General features: G+C 66.2%; 25 protein-coding genes. 13 read left to right on the top strand and 12 right to left on the bottom strand.

The window, feature by feature from the left end:
• Positions 1-17: 17 nt before the first annotated feature.
• The gene (locus AQ619_RS18395) at positions 18-425 is read left to right on the top strand and encodes a helix-turn-helix domain-containing protein (protein WP_084746360.1); all 408 of its coding nucleotides are present in this window, start codon (positions 18-20) and stop codon (positions 423-425) included.
• A 50-nt stretch (positions 426-475) separates the two neighbouring features.
• Here AQ619_RS18395 and AQ619_RS18400 read toward each other — a convergent pair whose 3' ends face one another.
• Complete coding sequence (locus AQ619_RS18400; RefSeq protein WP_174515193.1) at positions 476-1,540, bottom strand: relaxase/mobilization nuclease domain-containing protein; 1,065 nt, start codon at positions 1,538-1,540, stop codon at positions 476-478.
• Positions 1,537-2,049, bottom strand: coding sequence for a MobC family plasmid mobilization relaxosome protein (locus AQ619_RS18405; RefSeq protein WP_062152014.1), 513 nt, complete (start codon positions 2,047-2,049; stop codon positions 1,537-1,539). The genes AQ619_RS18400 and AQ619_RS18405 overlap by 4 nt, the downstream gene beginning before the upstream one ends.
• Positions 2,050-2,464: 415 nt before the next feature.
• Here AQ619_RS18405 and AQ619_RS18410 point away from each other — a divergent pair, with 415 nt between their 5' ends.
• The gene (locus AQ619_RS18410) at positions 2,465-2,848 is read left to right on the top strand and encodes a MerR family transcriptional regulator (RefSeq protein WP_062152025.1); all 384 of its coding nucleotides are present in this window, start codon (positions 2,465-2,467) and stop codon (positions 2,846-2,848) included.
• On the opposite strand, the gene AQ619_RS18415 is transcribed toward AQ619_RS18410, so the two are convergent.
• The 9 genes from AQ619_RS18415 to AQ619_RS18450 form a co-directional block, all read right to left on the bottom strand.
• Positions 2,807-3,103, bottom strand: coding sequence for a hypothetical protein (locus AQ619_RS18415; protein WP_062152028.1), 297 nt, complete (start codon positions 3,101-3,103; stop codon positions 2,807-2,809). The genes AQ619_RS18410 and AQ619_RS18415 overlap by 42 nt on opposite strands.
• Positions 3,104-4,063 (bottom strand): ParB/RepB/Spo0J family partition protein, encoded by a 960-nt coding sequence (locus tag AQ619_RS18420; protein ID WP_062152031.1) that lies wholly within the window; start codon positions 4,061-4,063, stop codon positions 3,104-3,106. It abuts the gene before it with no gap.
• A 12-nt stretch (positions 4,064-4,075) separates the two neighbouring features.
• Positions 4,076-4,840, bottom strand: coding sequence for a ParA family protein (locus AQ619_RS18425; protein WP_062152035.1), 765 nt, complete (start codon positions 4,838-4,840; stop codon positions 4,076-4,078).
• Positions 4,837-5,046, bottom strand: coding sequence for a hypothetical protein (locus AQ619_RS18430; RefSeq protein WP_062152038.1), 210 nt, complete (start codon positions 5,044-5,046; stop codon positions 4,837-4,839). Before AQ619_RS18430 ends, AQ619_RS18425 begins: the two co-directional genes overlap by 4 nt.
• A gap of 80 nt (positions 5,047-5,126) precedes the next feature.
• Positions 5,127-5,252 (bottom strand): hypothetical protein, encoded by a 126-nt coding sequence (locus tag AQ619_RS19470; protein ID WP_257720849.1) that lies wholly within the window; start codon positions 5,250-5,252, stop codon positions 5,127-5,129.
• A 28-nt stretch (positions 5,253-5,280) separates the two neighbouring features.
• The gene (locus tag AQ619_RS18435; RefSeq protein WP_084746348.1) at positions 5,281-6,267 is read right to left on the bottom strand and encodes an ArdC family protein; all 987 of its coding nucleotides are present in this window, start codon (positions 6,265-6,267) and stop codon (positions 5,281-5,283) included.
• A gap of 435 nt (positions 6,268-6,702) precedes the next feature.
• Positions 6,703-8,796 (bottom strand): ParB/RepB/Spo0J family partition protein, encoded by a 2,094-nt coding sequence (locus tag AQ619_RS18440; RefSeq protein WP_166504379.1) that lies wholly within the window; start codon positions 8,794-8,796, stop codon positions 6,703-6,705.
• A 561-nt stretch (positions 8,797-9,357) separates the two neighbouring features.
• The gene (locus tag AQ619_RS18445) at positions 9,358-9,738 is read right to left on the bottom strand and encodes a DUF3768 domain-containing protein (RefSeq protein WP_062152043.1); all 381 of its coding nucleotides are present in this window, start codon (positions 9,736-9,738) and stop codon (positions 9,358-9,360) included.
• Positions 9,739-9,956: 218 nt separating this feature from the next.
• Positions 9,957-11,095, bottom strand: a protein-coding gene (locus tag AQ619_RS18450; RefSeq protein ID WP_166504380.1) for an IS3 family transposase whose coding sequence is annotated in 2 segments (ribosomal slippage) — positions 9,957-10,858 and positions 10,858-11,095 — 1,140 coding nt in all. Because the reading frame shifts where the segments join, the coding sequence is not laid out codon by codon here.
• Positions 11,096-11,244: 149 nt separating this feature from the next.
• Between AQ619_RS18450 and AQ619_RS18460 the strand changes: the two genes are divergently transcribed.
• The 3 genes from AQ619_RS18460 (at position 11,245) to AQ619_RS19230 (ending at position 12,026) form a co-directional block, all read left to right on the top strand.
• Positions 11,245-11,466: a hypothetical protein gene (locus tag AQ619_RS18460; RefSeq protein WP_062152052.1), complete on the top strand. Its 222-nt coding sequence runs from the start codon at positions 11,245-11,247 to the stop codon at positions 11,464-11,466.
• A gap of 93 nt (positions 11,467-11,559) precedes the next feature.
• Positions 11,560-11,874: a hypothetical protein gene (locus tag AQ619_RS18465; protein ID WP_062152055.1), complete on the top strand. Its 315-nt coding sequence runs from the start codon at positions 11,560-11,562 to the stop codon at positions 11,872-11,874.
• A 5-nt stretch (positions 11,875-11,879) separates the two neighbouring features.
• Positions 11,880-12,026, top strand: a complete 147-nt coding sequence (locus AQ619_RS19230) for a hypothetical protein (protein ID WP_166504381.1) — start codon at positions 11,880-11,882, stop codon at positions 12,024-12,026.
• A 156-nt stretch (positions 12,027-12,182) separates the two neighbouring features.
• Here the strand turns inward: AQ619_RS19230 and AQ619_RS18470 are convergent, their stop codons facing one another.
• Positions 12,183-12,575, bottom strand: a complete 393-nt coding sequence (locus AQ619_RS18470) for a MerR family transcriptional regulator (protein ID WP_062152058.1) — start codon at positions 12,573-12,575, stop codon at positions 12,183-12,185.
• A 68-nt stretch (positions 12,576-12,643) separates the two neighbouring features.
• Between AQ619_RS18470 and AQ619_RS18475 the strand changes: the two genes are divergently transcribed.
• The 8 genes from AQ619_RS18475 to AQ619_RS18510 all read left to right on the top strand — a co-directional run bounded on the left by AQ619_RS18475 (position 12,644) and on the right by AQ619_RS18510 (position 23,533).
• Positions 12,644-13,300 carry a cation efflux transmembrane domain-containing protein gene (locus AQ619_RS18475; protein WP_062152061.1) on the top strand — a complete coding sequence of 219 codons (657 nt, stop codon included), beginning with the start codon at positions 12,644-12,646 and terminating at the stop codon, positions 13,298-13,300.
• A gap of 49 nt (positions 13,301-13,349) precedes the next feature.
• Positions 13,350-15,308, top strand: a complete 1,959-nt coding sequence (locus tag AQ619_RS18480; protein WP_062152064.1) for an FTR1 family protein — start codon at positions 13,350-13,352, stop codon at positions 15,306-15,308.
• A 48-nt stretch (positions 15,309-15,356) separates the two neighbouring features.
• A complete protein-coding gene (locus AQ619_RS18485) occupies positions 15,357-15,806 on the top strand; it encodes a hypothetical protein (protein ID WP_062152066.1) in 450 nt (149 codons plus the stop codon).
• A gap of 65 nt (positions 15,807-15,871) precedes the next feature.
• A complete protein-coding gene (locus tag AQ619_RS18490; protein WP_062152069.1) occupies positions 15,872-17,134 on the top strand; it encodes a TolC family protein in 1,263 nt (420 codons plus the stop codon).
• Positions 17,134-18,309, top strand: coding sequence for an efflux RND transporter periplasmic adaptor subunit (locus AQ619_RS18495; RefSeq protein WP_062152072.1), 1,176 nt, complete (start codon positions 17,134-17,136; stop codon positions 18,307-18,309). Before AQ619_RS18490 ends, AQ619_RS18495 begins: the two co-directional genes overlap by 1 nt.
• Positions 18,310-18,340: 31 nt before the next feature.
• A complete protein-coding gene (locus tag AQ619_RS18500; protein ID WP_062152075.1) occupies positions 18,341-21,583 on the top strand; it encodes an efflux RND transporter permease subunit in 3,243 nt (1,080 codons plus the stop codon).
• Between the two features lie 130 nt (positions 21,584-21,713).
• A complete protein-coding gene (locus tag AQ619_RS18505) occupies positions 21,714-23,084 on the top strand; it encodes a hypothetical protein (RefSeq protein ID WP_236849584.1) in 1,371 nt (456 codons plus the stop codon).
• The gene (locus AQ619_RS18510; protein WP_062152079.1) at positions 23,081-23,533 is read left to right on the top strand and encodes a DUF411 domain-containing protein; all 453 of its coding nucleotides are present in this window, start codon (positions 23,081-23,083) and stop codon (positions 23,531-23,533) included. Before AQ619_RS18505 ends, AQ619_RS18510 begins: the two co-directional genes overlap by 4 nt.
• Positions 23,534-23,546: the final 13 nt, after the last annotated feature.

Below are 23,546 nucleotides of genomic sequence, written 5' to 3' on the forward strand. Positions count from 1 at the left end.
GTGTGGCGGGTTCAATCTTGAACGAGTTTGCACGTGCAAACTCCAATCCGCCGCATCCGATCGATGTCAGCGTTGGCCGCCAGCTGCGCCAGGCCCGTAAGGCGCGTGGCCTGAGCCAGGCCTCGCTCGGCGAGGCGATCGGCATCAGCTTCCAGCAAGTTCAAAAATATGAGCGCGGAGACAACCGGGTCTCCGCCTCCAAGCTTGCGGAGGCGGCGCTCTTTTTCCAAGTGCCGATCCAGTATTTCTTTTCGGAGATCGCCGAGTTGCTCGCGGGTCCGGCCGGCGCGCTTGACCCGGTAGTAGCGGCCTTGGCGGCGGACACGCGGGCCATGGCGTTGCTGTTGGCCTGGCGCCGGCTTCCTCCAGCTCGCCGCAAGCTGATCACCGATCTGATCAGCGCGACGATCCAGGACGAGGTCTAACGCCCTCGGCCGCCCGGCGTCGTCTGACGCTCAGGTTTGTACGTGCAAACCTAGCGACCTCGCGACCGATCCTTGCCTGGGTCCTGGCTCTTTTCAGTCGCGGCCTTGGCAGGCTCGACCTGTTTGCCGCCTTCAACCAGCGTCCTGGCCAGCGCGACACGCCGACTGACCGGAGCCGGCATGGCTTTGACGAACGCCTCCACCGAACGACCAAGCGCCTGGTCACGCGGATCGGCCGACGCCTCCAGCACCTTGGCCGCGGCCCTATAGGACGAACGCACCTGAGCCTGACGTTGGCGCATGCTGTCGTCCCAAGGCTGAGCCTTTCCTCCGCTGCGCGCTAGGCTCTCGGCTTCCCGCCGCGCCTCTCGCAGAACCCGGGGTTCGTTCTGGCCCGTCCGTTCGAAGCGCTCGCGCGCCTTGCGCACCGGTGTCCGCTCGGGCTTTTGCGTGATCCCGCGCGCGCGGCGCGGTGTTGCCTCCGCTTCGATCCCGCGACCGCGCAGTTCGCTGGCGAACCGCTCACGCCAATCGGCCAAATCCGCTTTCTTGGGATTGAGCCGCTCGCCGCCAACCCCTAGCGATCGAACGCTGAGATGAACGTGTGGCTGCTCGCCCTTGGCGTCCTGGTGGAAGGCGAAAACATAAGGATAGGTCTCGCCAAACTCGGCCCGGGCAAAGGCGCGGACCGCATCCTTCATGCGCTCGGGATCGGTCCCCACCGGCATCGACAGCACGATCGACACCGACATCGTGCTGTTGGCGCGTCGGCGGCTGTCGCTTTCACCAGACGCCGCCCAATCCAGCGCCAGCTCTTTGACGCCGTCTCGGCCATGGACGAACGCGCCGTCCGACTGCTCCAGATCAAGCTCCCCCTTCCGAGAGATGTAATCCAGGTGCGCGCCAAGGTGCTCGCCGTCCTTGGTCTTGCCGGTGATCTTGACCATCACCTCCGGCGCCTTCTGAACGACGCGGGCGAGCTTGGCCTTCGCGTCGGCCTCCCCTCCCCTACTCGTTGGCTCGCCCAAGACGCTGCCCTTGGCGATAATCTTTCGACCGCCTGCCGGCGCGCGCCAGACCTGGTCGAACCCTCGCATATCGCGAAAGTCGCTCATGCCTCGTCCTCCCAGTAGGCGAGGTTCCCCTTGAAGGCTTCGGAGAGGCCGCGGACATGCTCGCGGATCTCGCTGCGAAACGCCTCGATCGACGACATCTCAGCATCAAGCACTGAGCCTGGCATCACCGCCGTGTTCATGGCCCGCGCGATCTGGTTCACGTTGACGCCGATCCGCCGCAGTTCCTCCTGCACGGCGTAGAAGGCCAGCTCCTCACGACGGCTAAAGTGCGGCCGTCCAAACAGCCGCCGGCGCAAGAGCGCCAGGACCCACTCGGTACGACGAAGGCCGTCGGAGCCGGACACGTCGTTTAGAGCGACCAGGTCGTCGGGCTTCAGGCGAAGGGTCAGTTTGGTCGACTGGCCGCGTGGCGCGAGGCCAGGGCCGGAGGCGCTCTCACCGACCGCTTGGGCGACCAGGTCTCGAAGTTTCTTGGACCGGCCCGACGATGCCAGCGCATCGAACTTGGCGGCGAGGTCGTCCGGAAGCTGGAACGCGAACATGGCCATCAGCGGAGCGTAATTTATAAAAACGCCGGCGCAAAGCCTATCCTGCCCTCAACCCCATCGGACTTACGCTCCCAACAACGGTCCCACGATTCTCCGCATCTACGGCCAAGATTCGCCCCGTGTAATGCAGATCCACTTTCGCCTCAAAGTTGCCTCTGAGGCTCCCTATCAAGAAAGAGCTAAGGGGCTTTGCCCCTCGCGCGCGGGGCGTGAAGTCTCCGCTTCGCTGCGACCGGCCGGGGGTTTCCCCGACCTTCCCTCGCTGCGCTCAGTGCAGGTCGGGTGATCCCCCTCCCCCCGGCCGCGCCCCACTTGCTACCCCCGCCTCGCCGGCGGGCAGGGGTTCAGGCGGGCCTGCACCCTGCCGACAACGAAACCGCGCCTAACCGGCCAAGTGCGTACCGGAGACCATCCCTTGCAAATTCGAGATCTTGCCCGCCTCGCCCAACTCACCCCCCGCCAACTGCGCCGCTACGAACGCGAAGGCCTCATCCGCCCCGCCACGATCGCTCAAGGCCAACCCAGATACGCCGCCCAGACCGCCCCGCTCGTCCGGCGCATCAACGTCCTGGTCGACCTCGGCTTCACCACCGGAGAAATCCGCACCTTCCTCGACCGCATCGACGATCAGCCGTCCGAACACTGCGCGCCAGTCAGCGATCTGCAGGGCCGCCGCATCGCCAAGATCGACGCGGTGATCGCCAAGCTCAAGGCCACCCGCGCCGAACTGGTCGGACTGCTGGTGACCGACGAGGCGCTAGACGTCCAGGATCAGGCGACGGCCGTCCGGCGTCAGTAGGCCAAGCAAGGTGTCGTACTTCCAACTGGCCAGCGCGGCCAGGAACACCGAGGCGCCTTGGTAGGCGTACGCGTACCAAGGTAGCCCGCCCCGAAAGACCGCAAATCCGATGAAGGCCAGGGCGCCTAGCACCACATAGCCGCGCAGCACAAACTGCACGACGCCCCGGCAATAGAGCATCACGAAGAACGCCGCGTATCGCAGCCCCGTCACCATCGCGCGCAGAGCCGCGCGGCCTATGCCGGGAACATCCAACTAGACGCTCCGTGCCCTCACCAGCCGAATGTCGGCCACGGCGGTCGGCTCGGTGGCGCCGCCATCGAAAGCCACCAGCGCCGTCTCCGGATTGGGGCCGGGCTCCAAGAGCAGCCGCCCCGTGCGCCTGCCGACCTTCACGTCAAACCCGGCGAGCTTGCCCCTAGCACCGGACTTGGGCGCAACGCCGTCGGCCGGGGTCTCGGTTTGCACGTGCAAACTCCCCTCCCCTGCCCCGGCTTTCCCTGCTGCCTTGCCCTTAGCCGGCGCGGCGGTGGGGGTATCCTTCCCGCCTTTGGGCGCGGGCTTCAGCTCGGCCGCCAAGGCCACCGCCTCGCGCGTGGTGATCGTATCGCCGCGCTCGGCCACGAGCGCCAGGGTGCGGGCAGCGTCGCGCTTCCAGGCGATGGACAGCTCGTAGAGCGTCCGCGCGCCCAGCTTCGACGCCAGGGCCTTCAGCTCGGGCGGCAGGTCGCGAAGCGCTGCATAGATGGAGATCGCCTCCTTCGACCGACCAAGCTTTTCGCCGACCTGCTGCTGATTGAGCCCCAGCTCCATCAGACGGGCGACTGCCGTGGTCATCTCCTCGGTATTGAGCGGCTCGCGCTGGTCGTTCTCGATGACCTGGGCGGCCAGGATATCGACCTCGCTGGCGTTGCTGGTGGTGATCACCGCCGGGATGGTCGCAAGCCCGGCCAGCTGAGCGGCGCGGAAGCGGCGCGCACCAAACCGGATCATGTAACCGGTCTCGTCCTTGGGGCGCACGGTGATGGGCTGAAGCACCGTGTGCTCGCGCATAGAGGCGGCAAGGTCCGCCAGCTGCGCGTCGTCGAAACCGGTGCGCGGATTGTTGGGGTCCTCGTAGATTTCCGACAGCGGCAGTTCCTTAAGGCGCGAGCCGTCCGGCTCTCCGCTGTCCTCGACCAGGCCGCCCACGAGCGCCGCGAAATTGGTGGTCATGGCGATGATCCTCTACGCGGCGACAGCGGCCGACAGGCGGCCCTTGATGGTCCCGAGCACGCCGCGAATTTCCTTTGCGGCGTCTTGGGCGGCCTTCTTCTTGATCGTCCAGACCGGAGCCTTCAGGCTGACGGCCTCGGCGTAGCCCTGGCGCTGGGTGAGCACGCCGTCGAACATCAGCGAGGTGCCGCCCTGGGTCAGGAGGGTCTTGAGGTTCTCGCGTTGGCGCGGCGAGGTGCTGACGAACCGCGAGGGCAGCAGGCCCAGGAAATCGATGCGTCGGCCGCCGCGCGCTTGGTCCTCGACCAGCTTGATTTGCTTGCGAAGCTTGCCGATGCCCAACAGCGAATAGTCTTCCAGATCGATGGGCGAGATCACCAGATCGGTGACCAGGAGCGCCGCGAAATTGCGACCGCCCCAGGTGGGCGGCGTATCGATCACGCAGTAATCAAACTGGTCCTTCAGCGCGGCGAACCGCTTGGCCATCGCCGGGATGGCCTCGTTCAACAGCCCATCGACATTGTGAAGCTTGTCGTCAGCGCGCAGCACCGTCACGCCCGGCAGGCCTTGGAGCGTCAGGTCAGGACCGAAAAAGAGCGCGCTGCTTAAGCCCCCCTGGCGCTCGGCGGCCAGGGTGTGGCTGGCGTTGGCCTGGGGGTCTAGGTCAACGAACAGAATGCGGGTCGCCGCTTCCTCGGCCAGGAACCACGCCAGATGGATCGCCAGCATGGTCTTACCCACGCCGCCCTTCTGGTTGTTCACGACGATGGTTTTCATGCGCTTTTCTTCCTGCCCGAACGCTCGGGGCGCCGATCAGCCAGCTCGTTGTCGTTGACGGTGAAGCCTGCCGCCTTCAGGGCCCTAAGCACGATCACCCGCAGGGTCACGCCCTGTTCGGCGGCCTGCTTCTTTAGCTCGTCGCGAAGCGCCGTTGGGACCTTCATGTTCAACATGGACTCGCCAGCCTCGTCGCTCACTTCCATGCCTTGCTAAACCCCCAAGACCGCGCCGCCGAAGGCGGCCGAGTCGTTGTGATTCAGCATAGTCAAAAGATAAAGAGGTTTCAGCCGTCATCGCGGCGATCCTCCTGATTTTCTCGCCAGAGCAGCCAAGCGCCCTGGTCATCGGGCGGGCGGGAAACCCGCCCGACCAGGGCCAGGGCAATGAACACCAATAGGGCGACAAGCATTTGTCGATCCTCCAGCAAGGGCCGCCGCCTAAGCGGCCGCCTCCTGAGCGCTGGCGCCATCAGCATCGGCTAGGGCCGCGCCGGGTTGGTAGCTCTCCAACAGTTCGACAGCGCGCTGGGCATGGCCTGCGGCGGTGAAGATGAACCGCTTGTCGTCCTTCAGCACCTTGAGCCACGAGCCGATATAGGCCGCATGGTCTTCGATGTGGGAGGGGCGAAGTCCCAGGATCGCGCCGACGAACGCCGCGCCAAGTTCCGCGCAACATTCCTCCTTGGCGTACCCTTCATCGCCGAACGTCTTGCGGCCAAAGTCGCGGTCCAGCCGGTCGGGGTGCCGAGTCCAGTGGATCAGTTCATGGGCCAGGGTCGCGGCATGATGCTCGGCGTCGGAAAACAGCTCGAGCGGCGGCATGTGAATGTCGTCGGTACTGATCCGGTAGTACGCCCGATCACCGGTGTTGATGACCTTGGCCGGGATGCTGGCGAAGAAAGCATCGGCCGCCGCGATCCGTTCGGGCAGGGGGCCAGGTTCGGCCGCCTTGACGCTGTAGCGTTCCGGCAAGCCATCGATCTGCTCGCTGTTGAACACCGTATAGGCCTTCAGCCAACGGCGAACGCTCACACCGTCATCGCCGTCACTCTGGTCGGGGGCGTCCTGGTCGCCAAACACGCTTTGCCCAGCCTTGACGACCTTGCTCCCGCGCTCGCCCTTGCGGACCGATCCGCCCAGTTCCAGCGCCTGCTGAAAGGTCATCCAGTAGGGGGATACAAAACCGCGCTCTTGGCTGGCGCCCCACAGCATCACGACATTGATGCCGCGATAGGGCTCGCCGTTATACCGCAGGGGGCGAAGCGACCCGCCCGCTGAGCGCCAGGGCTGCTCCCACGGCTTGGTTCCGACCTCTAGCGCCTTGATGATCTGGTCGGTGACGTGTTGATGGATGTCGAAACGCTCGGTCGGCGCGGCCTTGGCGGCGGCGGTCTTGCGGTTCTTTGAGGTGGGGGCTTTGGTCATTTCCGGGCTCCGTCTCTAAGGCTCAAGAATACATCTTTATGTTTTCTTTTGCTAGAAGATAAAGATGTTTTCTTTCCTTTTGTCGGCTTGGGTTGGCTCGCTTCTTTCGCGATCCAACCGGCTAGGCCGGCGCCAATGAGCCGGGGGTAGCAAAGGGCGGCCGGGGCGGGGGAGGGGGATCGCCCGACATGCACGACCAACGGGAGGAAGGTTGGGGACACCTTCGCCCCGGGTCGAAGACTTTACCGCCCCGCGCGAGGGGCAAGGCCCCTTAGCCAGACGAATGCAAGGATTGCGGGCCGCAGGCCCGCGCCGCTTCGCGCGGGTTTGCACGTGCAAACCTGTGCCCGACATCCAGAAAGCAGAGAGCCGGTTTGCACGTACAAACCGGCTCCAGGAGAAGGGAGCCGGGGCGCCAAGCCCCGGCGTTGAAGACTATTCGGCCGCCATCGGGACCTCGTCTTCATCCCACGGCGCGCTTTCGTCCAGATCGCCCCCGGCGTCAAAGGCCTCGTCTTCCAAGGCGTCCTCGTCCTGGACGATGTCACGCGGACGCAAGATGGTCGGCAGCCAGCCCTTGCCGTCCAGACGCCGCTCGGCTTCGGCCGCCAGCTCCTGCTTCTTCAGGTTGGCGATGTTCTCAGCCGCCTGGGCGGTCGTCGCCTCCTCCACCGCCGCGACGATCAGCGACTTGGACACCCGGCCAAAATAGCCTTGCGCCGTCGGGGCCCACCATTGGGTCATGTCCAGACCCAGAGCCTTGGCCAGATGATCGGAGGCTACCTGACGAGCGCTGTTCTCGCGTTCGAACGGCTGCTTGACCGCATCGACCATCTGAGACGCGGCGTAGGCGATAAGCTCCATGAGTTGATCGGGCTCGCGCGCCATGAGGAACGACCACAGGTCCGCGTGGCTGGTCGGCAGCAGCAGCATCATCCGACCTTGAACGTGCTTGAGCGCCTCGCCCGCCTTGCTGGCCTCGAACCCTTGGGCATGTTTGCGCGGATGATTGGCCGACAGATCGGCCCGAAGCTCGATAGTCGAGGCGGGCGCCGAGCGATGCCCCGCGCCGTAGTGGGTCAGCAGCAGTAGGGAATGGACGACGGCGACGAAGGCCACGTCATGACGCTCGATCAAGGCCGCGCGCAACGCCGCCGTCCGGTGGGCGGTAAGGTCCAGCACCAGCTTGTCGGGCAGGGCGCCAGCCGGCTTCTTGGCCCGTTCGCGGGTGACGGACGAACCGCCCTGCGTCGCCTTGCCGTCCAGCTTGCGCAGCGCCTTGGTATCGGCGCCCGGCTTGGCGCAACCCCGCTCGATCCGAAGCGAGCCGTCGTCGGCAATGGTCACGATGGCGCCGGTGATCGCCCTGACCTCGGGCGCATAAACCTCTTCGCCGGAGCTTTCCAAGGCGTATAGGCGATCTTCAATCTCGCTCACGCGCTCCATGGTCTGGTCGGTCTGGGGGTCCACCGCCTCCAATTCCTGCATTTCGCGCGTCAGTTGCTCGATCTCGCCGAGCGCCTCGGGCGTCAAGGCCGCCACCGTAGGGTAGGCCCGGCCGTAGATCTGCGATTGGCTGTAGTCGAAGCTCAAGGTCGTTTCGACCCATGCCCAGCCTTCCGGCCGCAAGGCCTTTGCCTCGGCTTCTAGCGCCTCGCTCGCCAGCTTTTCCAGCAGCGTCAGATCGGTGATGTACCCAGCGTCATCGGCTTGGGCGAAGAGGTCCTGACTGACCTCGCCCCCGGCCGCGCGATAGGCATCCAGACCCACGAACTTGGCTGTGGCGTTGTTCTGACTGTTGACCCGCCCGCCGACCAGACGCTGCTTGACGCGGTAGGCCTGACGGTCGTGTTCAGGGAAGTCGAAATAGGCCGCTTCCTGGGCCGCCTGATCGTCGGTCAGGGTAAAGGCCGCCATGTGATCCAGATTGATCTCATCGGCGCGAAACAGCGTCATGAGGCGCGGCGAGACCGTGGCCAGCTTCAATCGACGCTCGACGATCCGAGGCGCGACCGAGAAGCGCTCGGCGATCTCCGAGACGGTCTTTCCCGTCTGGCTGAGGGCATGGAAGGCGGCGAACTGGTCGGCCGGGTGCGGAGCCAGCCGCACGGCGTTCTCGGCGATGCTTTCCTCCAACGCGGCCGTCTCGTCAGCGCAGACCACGCAAGGAACCGGGAACGAGCGGGGGATGTCCTTGCGCTGGGCCAAGACGTTCAACGCCCGCAGACGCCGTCCGCCGACATGAACCTCGAACTTGCCCGTGGCCTTGCCGTTCTGCTGCTGGGCGGTGACCCGCAGGTTTTGCAGCACGGTCTTGGTCGCGCCGATGTCGGCGATTAGATCGCCGATTTCCACCTCGCCTTGGCGCATGTTGTTGGGCGACAGGACCAGCTTGTTGAGGGCGATTTCACGAACGGTCATCGGTTGAACTCCGTCTTGGGGTTGGGGTCGATGCTTTGCGCATCTACCCCTGCCCGCCGGCGAGGCTGGGGGTAGCAACTGGGGGGCGGACGGGGGGAGGGGGATCACCCGGCCTGCACCGAGCGCAGCGAGGGAAGGTCGGGGACACCCCCCGTCCGGTCGCAGCACAGCGCAGACTTTACCCCCCGGGCGCGAGGGGCGACCGCCCCTTAGCAACACGCCACGCCTGCGTGGCCAAAGGACCGATGGGTCTCGCACGCGAGACGCCGACACTGCTGCTGGAGGAAATGACCGTCGCGCCTTGCCGCAAGGCTGGGTTCTGGGAGCCCAAGCGAGGCCACGCGCCTCATCGGTCAAATCCCGCGCCTAGCCCCGGCGGGGCCTGCCGCCATCGGCGGCTAGCAAGCCCGCGGCTTGCCCGGCGCGACGCGCCGCCCCGCAGCCAAAGTTTGCACGTACAAACCTGAGCGCCAGACGACGGCCAGAACTCCACCGCGCCCGGCGCCTGCTCAAGTCGCAGCCGCCTTGGTGGTCCTCGCTTGCTCTTTGGGGGAGCCGCTCGGCCCACCATCCCCGTGGATTTCTGACCAAGGCCGAGCCTAGCAGTCTTCGTCGCCAAGAAGGCGGTTGGTAGGGGAGGGGGCCAGTCCAGGAGACTGGCCCGCCCGGTCAATACTCGCTGGCCAGCATGATGGTCAGAACGCGGCGGGTCAGCTCGGTGCTCCACTTGACCGGGGAGTGCTCATCGCGGTCGGGATGATAGTAGTCGATCTTCCAAAACAGCTGCTCGCCCCATAGGTCGAACGCCCCGAAATCGCGCTCGCCGTAAGGATCATTGCCCTCGTCGAAATCAGTAAACCCGGCCAGGCGGGCGATAAGTTCAACGCCCCGATCCGCCCCATCGGCAGCCTCGGCGATCAAGGCGGCGACACCGCTGGTCGCCAGCCATGTAGCGTTGACTGTCTTTGGTGCGGTGCGCGCCAGGTCGTTGAGGCGGGCGGTTTCCACCGTGCGTTCGCCGTCGCTGGCGAAGAGAGACTTGTTGGTCACGGTTGATCTCCGGTCAGGGTTGGATGCCTTGCGCATCAACCCCTGCCCGCCGGCGAGGCGGGGGTAGCAAGCGGATGACCGGGGGAGGGGAGGGGGATCGCCCAGCCTGCACCACCGAGGGGAGGAAGGCAGGGGACACCCCAAGGCTGGTCTTCCGCGCGCGAGGGGCGAGACCCCTTAGTCAACGGGGTGATCTTCCCCCGAGAAAGTGGACGGGGTTAAGCCGCTCTGCGTTCCATCTCGGCGGGACTGATATAGCCCAGAGCCGAGTGCAGGCGACGTGAATTGTAGAAGCCCTCGATATAGCCGAACAGATCGCGGCGGGCCTCGGCGCGGGTGGCGTAGATCCGGTGATGGACCCGCTCGGTCTTGAGGGTGTGGAAGAAACTTTCCATCGGGGCGTTGTCCCAGCAGTCGCCCTTGCGGCTCATGGATGGGGTGATCCCTGACTGGGCCAGGGCCGAGCGGTAGGTCTCGGCGGCGTATTGAATGCCGCGATCCGAATGATGGATGAGTCCGGGCGCGGGCTTTTGGCGCTCGATGGCCATGGTCAGGGCCTCCAAGGCGATTTGGGCGTGCAAGGTGTCGCGCATCGACCAGCCGACGAGCTTGCGGGTGTGCATGTCGAGGATGCCGGCCAGATAGAGCCAGCCTTCCCCGGTCGGAATATAGGTCAGGTCGGCGAGCCAGACCTGGCCAGGGGCCGCCGCCTGGAAGTTACGGGCGAGCCTATTGGGGGCGATCGGATAGCCATGGCGACTGTCGGTCGTCCGGGTGCGGCGGGGCAAAGCGGCCAGGCCGCGCAGGCCGGCGCGGCGCATCAGCCGCTCGACCCGCGAGCGTCCGATACGGCGGCCATGGCCGCGCAAGACGGCGTGGACGCGCGGCGAACCGTACGTTCCGCAGCTCTCGGCATGGATCAGGCGGATGTCCTCGATCAAGGCGCGGTTGGCCGCCGCCCGCCGGCTCTCGGGCCTGACGCGCCAGGCGTAGTAGCCGCTGGCCGACAGGCCCAGGACCCGACACATCATTCGAACCGGCCAGACGCCGCGGTGCTCATCGACGAACCCGAACTTCATCGGGAGGCCGCTCCGAAGATGAGCGCGGCTTTTTTTAAGATGTCTCGCTCCATCCGCAGATGGTCGTTCTCACGCCGTAGGCGGGCGTTCTCGGCGACCAGGTCAGACGGCGACGGGGCCGGCGCTTGCGTCCCGTATTGCATCATCCATCGTCGCAGGACCGTCTCGTGCAGGCCCAACTCCCGGGCTACCGCGCCGGCTGACAGGCCGCTGCTGGCGACACGGTCAACCGCTTCTCGTTTGAAGGTCTCCGGAAAGACCCGACGCTTCACGCTCATCAGACACTCCTCTCCAGCTCCGAAAAGCTAGCATGGGTGTCCACTGAAACGAGGGAGGATCAGACTTTCTGGGCCTGACCTTTCAGCAGGTCCAAAAGTACGAGCGGGGGTCTAACCGCGTAAGTTCATCCAAGCTCTATGAGATCGCCTTGAAGCTTGAGACGCCGCTGGCGTCATTCTTCGAAGGCTTGGAAACGCCAGTCGGCGAGGGACCCTTTGCCGGCGGCCTGACCGATTTCCTAAATCAGCGCGGCGCCCACGAACTGGTGGCGGCTTTCACAGTGATGTCGCCAGCATTACGTCGGCAGCTGGTGAGCCTGGCCATGGCCATGGCCGAGACCGACGACGAAGCGTCCAAGCCGCGCCCTTAAGGGCCAAGACGGCTTCCCCGCAGGCGCCAATGGTCTTGGAAGGTGGGCATGACGCTAAGGGCGACAGGACCAAACTGGTTGGCGCGGGGGCTGATGCTCCTGAGCGCCCTGCTGTTGTTCGCCGCGCCAGCCATGCCTTCCGCCGCCGCGATGTCGCAACGCGAGTGCTGCGAGGAAATGCCCTGCCATGACCAGGGCAAGAAGGCTCCTTACCCCGAGGCGTGCCTGATTGCCTGCCAGGTCATCATCGCGCCCGAAGCCCTGATCGTCCGTTCAGCGGAGATCGGTTCTGCGCCCATCATGCCGATGATCTCTTCACTGCTTCCAGGGCGCGTCCTGGCGCCGGAGCTTCCGCCCCCCGGTGACACCGAGTTCAGACGAAACCTTCCTCCATCTGAAATCGGATAATCATCATGAAACGCATCTTCTCGACCGCAGCCTTGATGCTGCTGGCTTCCGCCTCGGCCGCCTATGCCGCCGCGCCGGACGCCGTGACAAAAGCCGTCCAAGCGTGCTGCGCCTTTGGCGCGGCATGCTGCAACGGCGGCCCTTGCTGCTGATTTAGCCCTCACCGGCTAGATAGGACGCCCGCCTCGAAATAGGCGGGCGTTTTGCCTTCAGGCTCAGAGCAATGAAGTCTCGACGGAGCAGCAAACCTTGGTGCGCCGCAGCCTGACCACCTGAGTATCAATCTAACCAGCGATCCAGCCAATCGCCTATCCCGCCAGCGCCTCGATAACCCTGCAGTCGCCGGCTTGGCCGTTGCAGGCCGCATCAACCATCCGCACAAGCTCGTCGCGCAGCCCTTCAAGCTGGGCGATCTTGGACTCGACGTCGTGCAGTTGCTGAGCGGCGAGGCGATTGGCTTCTCCGCAGTTGCGGTCCGGGTTATCCGAGAGATCGAGCAGGTCGCGGATGGCGTCGACCGAGAACCCCAGCTGGCGTGCGTGGCGAATGAAGGCCAGGCGGCGGACCGCGTCCTGATCATAGATGCGCCGGTCGTTGGCCGCGCGGCGCGCCTGTGGCAGCAACCCGATCTCCTCATAGAACCGTATGGTCGGAACCTTCACGTCCGACGCTTTCGCCAACAGGCCGATCGACAGGGACATGGGCAGCTCCTTCAGTTCTCAAAATAGGCTCTTGATCCTCTAGTGGCTAGAGGATGCAAGGTGGGTTCATGAGCGAGTCCTGTTCCAGCAAGCCCTTCGCCTCGGGTTGCGGCTGCGGCGCCGAAGTGAAATTCGACGGCGCCACACCAGCCTATCGCCGCGCCCTGGCCTGGGTGATCGTGATCAACGTTGTCGGCTTCGTCGTGGTGTTGGTCGGCGGCTTGGTTCAAGGCTCGGCGTCCTTGTCGGCCAACGCTCTGGACTTCCTGGCCGACAGCGCCACCTACGCGATCAGCCTGTGGGCCATCGGACGCTCCGTAGCCGTTCGCACTGGCGCGGCGTTGTTCAAGGGCGTCAGCCTCGGTGTGGTCGCCCTGTCCGTTGTCGGGTTCGCCGCCTGGCGAGCCTGGAGCGGCGCGGCGCCGTCCGGCGAGGCGATCTCGGCCCTTGGCCTGTTTGGCGCCCTGGCCAACCTTGCGGCCGCCGGCCTACTTGTGCGCTACCGCGACGGCGACGCCAACGTTCGGTCTGTCTGGCTCTGCACCCGCAACGACCTCATCCAATGCCTGGCCGTCGCCGCCACCGGGATCCTGGTCTGGCTGACGGGGTCGCGCTGGCCCGACTTGATCGTCGGCGTGCTCCTGGCCGGCGTCTTCCTAAGCTCAGCCTTCCAGATCATCCGTCAGGCCCGCGCCGAACACCGCGCCGACCTCGCGACCTCCTGACATGCCCAAGCTCTTGCCAATTACGCCATTTCGCGTCCATGGACTGATAATGATTACTGATCTCAAGAGCCGTCTGGCCTCATTTTTGTGCGGCCTGTTCGCGGTCCTGATTTTCGCCTCCGCGCCGATGGCCCAAGCGCAGGAAGCAACCTCGTCCCAGACCGCCTGGCGGCTGCTTGACTATCTGTCGGTCGACTACGCCGGGGCCGTGCAGGACGACCAGGTCATCAGTCCTTCCGAATATGCCGAGATGAACGAGTTCGCCGGCCAGGTGCGCGATCGCATCGCCGGGCTGCCCGCCACCAAGGCTCAGCCGGCCCTGCTGGCCCAGGCCGAAAGCCTGCAGGCGACGATCGCCGCCAAGCAGGCGCCGGCGGTCGTTTCCGCCAAGGCCCAGGCCTTGGGCAACGCGCTCCTGGTTGCCTATCCGACGCCCTTGGCCCCGCAACGAGCGCCGGATCTGGCGCACGGTGCGGCCCTCTATGCCAAGCACTGCTCGGCCTGTCACGGCGAGACAGGCAAGGCTGACGGTCCCAATGCGGCGGGCCTGGATCCACCGCCGATCGTCTTCGCCAATGTCGATCGCGCTCGCCAGCGCAGCATCTTTGGTCTCTACCAGGTCATCCAGCAGGGGCTCGACGGCACGGCCATGGCCAGCTACGCCCAACTGCCGTCCGACGACCGCTGGGACCTGGCCTTCTATGTCGGACGCTTCGCCTTCAGCGACGCAGAGGCCGCCGACGGCGAAAAGCTCTGGAACGAGGACGCCGCCGTCCGCGCCCGTTTTCCCGACCTGCAGGCCCTGACTCAGACCACGCCAGCCGCCCTCGCCACAACGCTTGGTGAAGGCAAAGCACGGGCCCTGACAGCCTATCTGCGCCGTCATCCAGAGATAGCCGCTCGCAAGGGCGGCGGCTCGCTCGACGTGGCGCGGGCCAAATTGGCCGCGAGCCTGCAGGCCTACGAGGCCGGTGATCGCAAGGGCGCCGCCGACCTGGCCCTGGCGGCCTATCTCGACGGCTTTGAGCCGGTCGAGCCGTCGCTGGGTGCCCGTGATCCAGCCCTGATGCGGCGCATCGAAAGCGCCATGGGCGACGTGCGCGGCGCGATCGGCAGGGCCGCGCCGGCCGACGAGGTCCGTAGCCAGGTCGAACGCCTAGACGCCCTGTTCGCAGCGGCAGGGCGGGCCCTGACGCCGGAAAAGGCCAGCAAGCTGTCGAGTTTCGCCGGCGCCTTCACCATCCTGCTGCGCGAGGGCCTGGAGGCCCTGCTGATCGTGGTCGCCATGATCGCCTTCCTGCGCAAGGCCGAGCGCACCGATGTCCTGCCTTACGTCCATGGCGGCTGGATCGCGGCCCTGGCGGCCGGCGGCCTGACCTGGGCGGCGGCGACCTTCTTCATCTCGATCAGCGGCGCCAGCCGCGAGCTGACCGAAGGGTTCGGCTCGGTGATCGCCGCGGCGGTGCTGATCTCGGTGGGGCTGTGGATGCACGGCAAGGCCCAGGCCGACGCCTGGCAGGTCTATATCCGCGAGAAGCTCTCCCACGCTCTCTCCAAGCAGTCGGCCTGGTTCCTGTTCCTGCTGGCCTTCATCGTCGTCTATCGCGAGGTCTTCGAGACGATCCTCTTCCTGACGGCGCTCTGGACCCAGGGCGTGGCGGGCGCGGTGCTGGCCGGGGTCGGTAGCGCCATCGTCCTTCTGGCCGCCATCGCCTGGGCCATGCTGCGGTTCTCCAAGCGCCTGCCGATCGGCAAGTTCTTCGAATACAGCGCCTTCCTGATGGCCATGCTGGCGGTCGTCCTGGCCGGCAAGGGCGTGGCCGCTCTGCAGGAGGCGGGTCTTCTGGACCTGCATCCGCTGCGGTTGCCACGCATCGAGCTGCTAGGTTTCTTCCCAACTCTCGAGGGCGTCGCCGCTCAGGCGCTGACGCTCGCTGTCCTAATCGGTGGATTCTGGTGGTCGCGGCGCGGAGCGCGCGCCAGCGCGCTGGCCAGCGGCGAAGCGTGATCTTATAACGCATTCCCATTGGCCGGACAGAACGGTATAGAGCCAAGCATGGTAGGAACGGCGTTCCGAAATCAGCCTTTCGGCAAGATCGCCAGCACCGGACGTTCGCGTCTATGGAGCGGACTCGTCGGCACGTCCGTCGGGGCGTTCTCGCCGCTGAGCATCCGCAAGCTGCTGACGGCTTTGTTGGTGCTGGCCTTCATCTTCGGGACGATCGCTTGCGGTCCGGCGGCGCATGAGTGGCTCGAAGGCAAACCGGCCGCCACCGTCCAGACGCTCGGCGCCGCCACCAATGCTCCGGTCGATGACAAGGCGCCCGCCAAGAAGACCGTCGCGGGCCTATGCACTGGCCACTGCATCTCCCACACCTTGACCCTTCCGGCGTTCTTCGCCCAGGCGATCGTGCCGTTTGCGCATCGCGCCGTATGGTCGGTCTTGGAAGACCAGTGGCTTCAGGCCGCGCGCCCCGCCCTGCTGGAACGACCGCCTAGAGCGTGATGCGTCACCGCCGCCGTTGATCGGCGCGCCAGACTGCATCCGAAACTCTGGGGATTTCAAACTTCATGACACTCATCATGCGTGGTCGGCTGCGATATGCAGCCGTCAGCGCGGCTGCGATCTTGGGCGCGTTGGCGTCCGGACGTGGCGCGGCGGCCGATCCGGCCCCGCCGTTCAAAGACCTCCTGGCACAGGCGCAAGCCAACGCGCCTCGTCTGGCCGAAGCCGCCGCCTCGGTGCGCCAAGCCGAAGGACTGGCGCGCCAAGCTGGAGCTCGCCCTAATCCGACCGCCGATATCGGGGTCGAGAACTTCAGCGGCAGCGGGCCCTACAGCGGGTCCAACAACGCCGAAACCACCTTCTCGATCAGCCAGCCGCTCGAACTGGGCGGCAAACGCGGCGCGCGGGTCGCGGCCGGTCGCGCCGGACTTGAAGCGGCGCGGGCGCGCTTGGTCCAGTCGAAGGCCGACTACGCCTTCGCTCTGGCCGAGGCCTATGCTCAAGCCGAAGCGGCCGAGCGACAGGTCGCGCTGGCTCAGGAGGCGGTCACACTCTCCGATGAGACCTTGCGCGCCTCGCGGGCGCTCGTCGAAGCCGGCAAGGAAGCCGAACTTCGCAGCCTACAAGCCCAGGCCGCCCTGACATCGGCGCGCGCGTCGCTGGACCAGGCGCGAGCTGAACGCACCGGCGCTTACGCTCGACTGACGGCGCTGGCGGGCTCGGCGGCGCCCTTCACCTCACTGACCGAAAGTTTGCTGACCGTCTCCAGGGCCACCGCCCCCCAAGCGAACATCGACGTCCTGGCGACGCCGGCCGTATTGGCGGCGGAGGCCGAACGAGAGGCCGCGGCGCGTCGCGTCAGGATCGAGCGCGTTCGCGCCGTACCGGACGTGACGATCTCGGCCGGCGTGCGGCGCTTCAGCGGCGATGACTCCACCGCCCTTGTGGCCGGCGTCTCGGTGCCGATCCCGGTCTTCGATCAGAACCGCGGCAATATCACCGCCGCGCAAGGTGAACTGCAGGCCGCCGAAGCTCGGCTCAACGCCGCGCGCTTCGACGCCGAAGCCGATATTCGCACCGCCCTCTTCCAGATCGACGCGGCCCAAACCCGGGTCGGCGCCGCCGTGGAGGGGGAGACGACGGCTGTCGAGGCTTATCGGCTGACGCGCATCGCCTACGAGGCCGGCAAGTCGCCGCTCGTCGAACTCATCAACGCGCGCCGGTCCCTGGCCGAAGCGCGCGCTCAAACCATCGAAGCCCAGTTGGCGCGTCTGCGCGCCGAAGCGGGCTTGGCGCGCCTTCAAGGCCGCCCCTTCGGAGACCGCTGATGCCTCGCAAATCCACTTCCGCAAACCGACAATGGCTAATGGCTGGCGCGGCGCTCGCCGTCGTCGCCGCCGTCGCTTTCTCCGCGGGCAAGTTTACCAGCGGTAAGCCCGCCGCCGCGCCGGAAGCTCCAGCCGCCGCGCCGGCCGAGGGCGCACACGCCGCCGATACGCTGACCATGGGCGAAGAGCGGATCACCGCCTCCGGCGTCCAACTTCAGACCGTCACGACCGGCGGCTTGGCCTCCGAGATTGTCGCCCAAGCGACCGTCGAAGCCGAACCGACAGGCCAGGCGGTGCTCACCGCGCGCGCCGCCGGCTCGATCACCCAGATCACCAAGCGTCTGGGCGACCCGGTGCGGGCCGGTGAGACGCTCGCCCTGGTCTCCAGCCGTGAAGCCGCGCAAATTTCGGCCGACCGCAGCGTCGCGACGGCCAAGGCCGACCTGGCGCGTAAGGTCCTTGCCCGGGAAAAGCGGCTCTACGAACAGAAGGTCAGTCCACGTCAGGACTACGAGACCGCCCAGTCGGAACTCGTGGTCGCCGAGGCTGAGGCGCGCAGGGCGGCCACGGCCGCCGGGGCGTCGGGAGTGTCTGGCGATGGTCGCTATGTCGCCGTCACCAGCCCGATCTCCGGTCGCGTAACATCTATGGCCGCGAGCCTGGGCGCTTTCGTTCAACCCGAGACCGAGCTGTTCCGGATCTCCGATCCGGCCAAGATCCAGGTGGACGCGGCAGTCACAGCCAATGATGCTCGCCGCATCCAGCCTGGCGACCAGGCGGTGATCGAGACCAATACCGGCGAGACGCGCACCGCGATCGTGCGCGCCGTAACCCCTGGGGTCAGCGAAGAGACCCGCTCGGCCACCGTGGTGCTGACCCTGACGGGCGGCGCGGGCGCGCTGCAGCCGGGCCAACTGGTCCGGGCCCGCATCACCTCTCGGCAATCGACCTCCAGCGGCATCGTCGTACCAGAGGAGGCCGTGCAGACGGTCGAGGGGCGAGACGTCGTCTTTGTGAGAACCAAGACAGGCTTCAAGGTTCAGCCGGTCACGGTGGGGCAGCGGAGCGCCGGGCGCGTCGTCATCGCGCAGGGTCTGAGGGGCGGGGAGACGCTCGCGGTCAAGAACGCCTTCCTGCTGAAGGCGGAACTCGGCAAGAGCGCCGAAGAAGAATGACCCCCTCACTCAGATCAGGAGACACGCCGAAATGATCGGTCGCATTCTCTCTATGTCGGTGAAGGGGCGCTGGTACGTCCTGCTCATCACCGTCATCATCGCCGCCTTCGGCGCTTGGCAACTGACCAAGCTTCCGATCGACGCGGTTCCCGATATCACCAACAAGCAGGTGCAGATCAACTCAGTCGCCGGTGCGCTGTCGCCGATCGAGATCGAAAAGCGGGTCACCTTCCCCGTCGAGACGGCCCTGGCGGGCATTCCCGGCTTGGAAACCACGCGTTCCATCTCGCGCAACGGCTTCTCCCAGGTTTCGGCGATCTTCACCGAAGGCACTGACCTCTATTTCGCACGCCAGCAGGTGGCCGAACGCCTGACCCAGGCCCGCGACACCCTGCCGGCATCAGTACAGCCGCAGATCGGACCGGTCACCACCGGCCTTGGCGAAGTCTTCATGTACTCGGTCGAGTACGCCAATCCTGGCGGCAAGGGGGCCAAGGTCCGCGACGGCAGTCCCGGCTGGCAAAGCGACGGCGCCTATCTGACGTCCGAAGGTGAGCGTCTGACCGACGCGGTCTCTCAGGCAGCCTATCTGCGAACCACCCAAGACTGGGTCATCCGGCCGCAACTGCGCAGCGTCAAGGGCGTGGCCGGCATCGACTCGATCGGCGGCTACGAGAAGCAGTACGTCGTCGAGCCCGACCCAGCCAAGCTCGCCGCTTATGGCGTGTCCTACACCGACCTGGCCAAAGCCCTGGAGTCGGCCAACCTGTCGGTCGGCGCCAACTTCATCCAGCGCGCCGGCGAGGCCTATCTGGTCCGGGCCGACGCGCGGGTGCGCACTCTTGACGAAATCCAGAGCGCCATCATCGCTACTCGGCAGACCGTTCCCGTCGCCGTGAAGGACGTGGCGACGGTTCGGGTCGGCGGCGATCTGCGCACCGGCGCGGCCAGCAAGAACGGCGATGAGGTCGTGGTCGGGACCGCCCTGATGTTGATCGGCGAGAACAGCCGCTCTGTGGCCAAGGCGGTTGGCGAAAAGCTGGTCGACGTCAAGAAATCGCTGCCGCCCGGCGTCGTCGTGACCACGACGCTGGACCGATCGGTGCTGGTCAATGCGACGGTCAGCACCGTCGAGCGGAACCTGACCGAAGGGGCGATCCTGGTGGCCGCCACCCTGTTCCTGCTGCTGGGCAATGTCCGCGCCGCCTTCATCGCCGTGCTGATCATTCCGCTGTCGTTCCTGATGATGGCCATCGGCATGAACGAGCTGAAGGTGCCCGGAAACCTGATGAGCCTGGGCGCGCTCGACTTTGGCCTGATCGTCGATGGTACGGTGATCATCATCGAAAACTGCCTATTGCGGCTAGCCGAGCGACAGCACCACCAAGGCCGGCTGCTGAATCTCTCCGAACGCCTGGAGACCGTGCTGCACGCGTCCCAGGAAATGATCCGTCCCACGGTCTTTGGCCAGGCGATCATTTTCCTGGTCTTCGCGCCGCTGCTGACCTTCACGGGCGTGGAAGGCAAGACCTTCTCGCCGATGGCCATCACCATCATGCTGGCCCTGGGCGCTGCCTTCATCCTGTCGCTGACCTTCGTCCCGGCGATGGTCGCCATTCTGATGCGCGGCAAGGTGTCGGAGAAGGAGGTCAAGGTGATCGCCTACTCCAAACGCCACTATGACCCCGTGCTCAAGCGCGCCATCGAGCGGCCCTGGCCGTTCATCGGCGCTGGCGTGGCGCTCTTCCTGGTGGCCGGCGTGGTCTACACCACCCTAGGCCAGGAGTTCATTCCGCAGCTGGACGAGAAGAACGTCGCGATGGGCTCGCTGAAGATCCCCTCGACGGCGCTCGAACAGTCGCGGGCCATGCAGCAGCAGGTGGAGAAGGCCGTCAGCTCGCTGCCGGAAGTGGAGATGATGTTCTCCAAGACCGGCACGGCCGAAGTGGCCACTGACCCCATGCCGCCCAACGTCTCGGACGGCTTTATCATCCTGAAGGCCCAGAAGGACTGGCCCAAGGGCGTCGACAACAAGGCCAAGGTGGTCGAGCGCATCGAGGCCAAGGTCGCGCCGTTGCTGGGCAACAGCTTTGAGGTGACCCAGCCGATCCAGATGCGCTTCAACGAGCTGATCGCCGGTGTGCGCGGCGACGTCGCCATCAAGCTCTATGGCGATGATCTCGACAAGATGGGCGCTTCGGCGGCCAAGATCGGGGCCGTCCTGGAAACCATCCCAGGAGCAGACGGCGTTCGGGTTGAACAGACCGCCGGGGCGCCGACCCTGGATGTACGGTTCGACCGAGCCGCGATCGCACGCTTTGGCCTGACCGTCGAGGAGGTCGCCGACACGGTGGCCGCGGCGATGGGCGGCCGGCAGGCTGGTGACGTCTTCGAGGGTGACAAGCGCTTTGACATCACCGTTCGCGTGCCGATGGCTCAACGGGACGACCTGGATGCCATGGGCGCTTTGCCGGTGATGCTGCCGTCGGAAGGCGGCGCCGCTCAACGGTCGGTGCCTTTGCGCGAACTGGTGCAATTCCGTTTCGCCGATGGTCTCAACCAGATCAGCCGCGAAGACGGAAAGCGTCGAGTGGTGATCCAGGTGAACGTGCGAAACCGCGACATCGGTTCGTTCGTCAACGAAGCCAAGGCCAAGGTCGAGGCCGTACCCTTGCCCACCGGCTCATGGGTGACCTGGGGCGGACAGTTCGAAAACCTCAAGGCGGCCACGGCCCGATTGAGCCTGGTGGTGCCGCTCTGCTTCGTCCTGATCTTCCTGATCCTCTACATGGCCCTGGGGGGCGTGGGCCCCGCCGCCTCGGTGTTCGCGGCGATCCCGTTGGGGCTGTCTGGTGGGGTTTTCGCCCTGGCGCTGACCGGGATCACCTTCTCGATCTCCGCAGCGGTCGGCTTCATCGTCCTGGCCGGGGTGGCGGTGCTCAACGGCCTGGTGGTGATGTCCAGCGTTCGCCAGCGGCTCGATGAAGGCTTGCCGGTGGCCCAGGCCATCTATGAGGGCTCCATTGAGCGCTTCCGCCCGGTGCTGATGACGGGCCTAGTGCCCGCCATCGGCTTCATCCCAATGGCCCTGGCCCACGGCACCGGCGCGGAGGTGCAAAAGCCCCTGGCGATGGTGGTGATCGGCGGCCTGATCACCGCGACGGCGGTCACGCTGGTCGTGCTGCCAGCCATCTCCAAACTGATCCTCCAACTGGGGCGCGGTCGGACCGCCCCGGATGAGAGCCCGGCGGTGTCAGCCCCCCTGACCACCTAAGCCGGGGCGCCGGCGTGGTCCCGTCCCCCAGCCACGCCGGCGCGTCCCTATTGATCAAGGAACATCCATGGCCCTGAGTTCTTCCCAAGCGCGAAAACTGTGGATCCCGGTTGGGCTGGCCGCCGCGGTCATGGTCCCCGCCCTGGCCCTGCGGATCGCCGGCTGGCGGCCCAATCCCGTGCTCGACATGGGCGTTTTCGGCGCGGCGATCCTGGCGGCGGGGTTGCTGCTGTCGTGGGGCGCCGAGGCGGCCGAGAAATACCTGTCCCAAGGCCCGATCCTGGCCGCGGTGGCCCTGGTCCCAGTGCTGCCCGAGTACGCGGTCGACATCTACTACGCCTTCCAGGCGGGCCGTTCGCCCAGCGAGGGCTATGTCGCCTTTGCGGCCGCCAATATGACCGGCGCCAACCGCTTGCTGATCGGCCTGGCCTGGCCGGCCATGGTCCTGCTGCATTGGAGGAAAAACCGCCAGCGGGGGATCGAACTCGCGCCCGTCAACGCCATCGAGATCGTCGTTCTGGCGCTCTCAAGCGCCTATGCCTTCGTCATCATCCTGAAGAACACCATCAGCGCCTGGGACTCCATCGTCCTGGTCGGGCTGTTCGGTCTCTATCTCTGGCGCGTCAGCAAGCTGCCCAAGGCCCAGGACGAAGAAGAAAACGAAGAGCCGGGTCCCGGCGCCGTTATTGCCAAGATGTCGAACACCACGCGCTGGACGGTGATGATCGGCATGACCGTGATCGCCGCCGGCGTGATCCTGGCCGTGGCCGAGCCCTTCGCCGAATCCATGATCGACGGCGGGCGCGCGTTGGGCATCGACCAGTTCCTGTTGATCCAGTGGCTGGCGCCCATCGCCAGCGAGGCTCCGGCGGTCGTCATCGCCGCACTGACGGCCGTGGCCTTGGGCTACCTGATCCTGGCCGCTGGCCTGTTCGCAGTCAATTGGCGCGCGATCGCCGGCCTGGTGTCCACCGCCTTCAGCCTTACGGCAAAGCCGGAAACGGTTTCTCAACCCCATCTCGCCCGACGACCCCAAGCCTGGAGCGCGCCCGTGACGAAACCTAGGCCGAACAAGCCCTCGCGGCGGGCGGCTATCACCGTCGGCCTCCTGACCTTCGCGCTCGCGCACTCCGGCTCTGCCCTGGCGGCTCGCGCCGAGCGCGCACTCGTCTTGGAGGCGACGGCTCCAGGCGTCTGGCGGGCCGAGGCGCGGCGGATGACCGTGGAGTTTCGGCGAACCGGCGCTGAGACCGATCCGCGTCTGACGATCCGCTTCCTGGACGCAAATGGCGAAGTCGTCTCCCCGCCAACCGCGCGCCGGGTGACGCTCAGCGCGCCGGACCAGGCGATCGTCTTCACGCTCAACGGACGGGAATGGACATCGACCTCGATGCAGTTCGCGCCCCGCGAGGGCGCCATGCTCAGCATCGTCGAGGCCGACCACCAGCACGACTTTCGTCTGAACGTCCACGCGCCCGCATCGCCGGAGGCGCGGCCATGACGCCTTGGTCACGCCGCCGCGTTCTGGCCGGCCTGACGCTGGGCCTGACCGTGATCGCGGGTCAGGGCAGGGCGGCGACCCCGTTCACCGTCTATCGCTCGGCGGCGTGCGGATGCTGCGAAGCCTGGATGGTCCACATGGCCAAGGCCGGGTTCGCCGCCAAGAGTGTCCTGGTCGACGATCTGGTCGCCGTTCGCCGACGCTTCAACGTGCCCGAAGACGTCGCCGGCTGCCACACAGCGGTCATCCACGGCTACGCCATAGAAGGCCACGTCCCGGCTCAGGACGTCACGGCGCTGTTGCGTCGCGCGCCTCGCGCCGTGGGCCTCGCCGTCCCCGGCATGCCGATCGGCTCGCCAGGCATGACCGTGCCTGGCGCCGCCCCCGAGTCATATTCGACCCTGCTGCTGCTCTCGGGCGGCCGCCGACAGGTTTTCGCGCGCCACTGAACCGGCCTTAATG

The organism is Caulobacter henricii, from assembly GCF_001414055.1.
In the GTDB taxonomy this organism is placed as follows: Bacteria; Pseudomonadota; Alphaproteobacteria; order Caulobacterales; family Caulobacteraceae; genus Caulobacter; species Caulobacter henricii.